The organism is Bartonella saheliensis (assembly GCF_902162175.1).
In genome coordinates this window covers 1-867 of the sequence record NZ_LR607323.1, presented here as the reverse complement: position 1 = coordinate 867, position 867 = coordinate 1, and the positions used below count along the sequence as shown (strand labels likewise).

2 protein-coding genes are annotated in these 867 nt (G+C 38.6%); both read left to right on the top strand.

Annotation, left to right across the window (positions count from 1 at the left end; genetic code table 11):
• Positions 1 to 441: peptidylprolyl isomerase (locus FS875_RS10040; protein WP_144756318.1), on the top strand; the 441-nt coding region annotated here is incomplete at its 5' end.
• A 19-nt stretch (positions 442 to 460) separates the two neighbouring features.
• Positions 461 to 867, top strand: a 407-nt coding sequence (locus FS875_RS10035; RefSeq protein WP_144756315.1) for a peptidylprolyl isomerase, incomplete at its 3' end; no start/stop codon positions are given.

The window sequence follows — 867 nt, the reverse complement described above, 5'->3', positions numbered from 1 at the left end:
GCACCAAAACATGTTGCACAAATCAAAAGATTAACAAAAGAAGGCGCTTACAATAATGTTGTTTTCCACCGTGTTATTCCAGGTTTTATGGCACAGACTGGTGATGTAAAGTTTGGCAAAAAGGGGAGTGCAGATTTTGATCCAACGCGCGTTGGTATGGGAGGCTCTCATTATCCTAATATACCAGCAGAATTTTCAGAACAGCCCTTTAAGCGTGGCACTGTTGGTATGGCTCGTTCACAAGATCCAAATTCCGCTAATTCTCAATTTTTTATTTGTTTTGCAGATGCTGCTTTTTTAAATGGTCAATATACTGTTATTGGAGAAGTTATAGAGGGAATGGATATTGTTGATAAAATTAAAAAAGGCACCACAAGTAATAATGGATCTGTAACAAATCCTGATGTTATTCATGCTGCTACTTTGCAAGCTGATAGATGAAATAAAGGAGTCTAGCCATATGGCCGAAATGAAAGATTTAGAAAATACCTTAATTCTTGAAACAACCAAGGGGGAAGTTGTTATTGAACTTTTGGCTGATTTAGCACCTGGTCACGTTGCACGTATTAAAGAGCTTGTGCGTGAGGGGGCTTATGATAATGTCATTTTTCACCGTGTTATTGATGGTTTTATGGCACAAACTGGTGATGTAGAATTTGGCAAAAAGGATGGTGAAAAATTTAATTTATCACGTGCGGGTATGGGTGGTTCAGAGAAGCCTGATTTGACAGCGGAGTTTTCAAATCTTTCTCATAAGCGTGGCACAGTTTCTATGGCACGTAGTCAGAATCCGAATTCTGCTAATTCACAGTTTTTTATTTGTTTTGCTGATGCTCCTTGGCTTGATCGTCAATATTCCATATGGGG